This is a genomic window from Pseudomonas sp. HY2-MNA-CIBAN-0224, from assembly GCF_040310285.1.
In the GTDB taxonomy this organism is placed as follows: domain Bacteria; phylum Pseudomonadota; class Gammaproteobacteria; order Pseudomonadales; family Pseudomonadaceae; genus Aquipseudomonas; species Aquipseudomonas helleri.
In genome coordinates this window covers 1-401 of sequence record NZ_JBEOPQ010000219.1, presented here as the reverse complement: position 1 = coordinate 401, position 401 = coordinate 1, and the positions used below count along the sequence as shown (strand labels likewise).

The window sequence follows — 401 nt, the reverse complement described above, 5'->3', positions numbered from 1 at the left end:
GAACAAGCGCCTCAAACGACAGCTTAAAGTAGCCGAAGAGGAACGAGAGATATTAAAAAAGGCGACGGCGTACTTTGCAAAGCACAGCTAGTCAGGTACGCCTTTATCAAAGATAACCAGCACTTCTTTAGCATCACCACTATGTGCCGTGTGCTAAAGATTAAGCATTCAAGTTACTACGACTGGCTGAGTCGCGATATCAGCGAGCAGCAGATACATCGCAACCATTGCGAGCTACTCGTTAAAGCCGCTCACAGTGAAAGTAAAGAACGTTATGGTTATGAACGTTTGCATGCAACGCTCACCGAGCAAGGCCATGACATTAGCCTATACATGGTTAGAAGCATTAAAGAGGAACATGGCATCAAATGCCGTCGCCACAAGCGCTTTAAAGTCACTAC

At 45.9% G+C, this 401-nt stretch carries 1 pseudogene; it reads left to right on the top strand.

From position 1 onward, the window contains the following. Window positions 1-401 (top strand): annotated as a pseudogene (locus AAEZ03_RS26100) (IS3 family transposase); the annotation flags it as partial.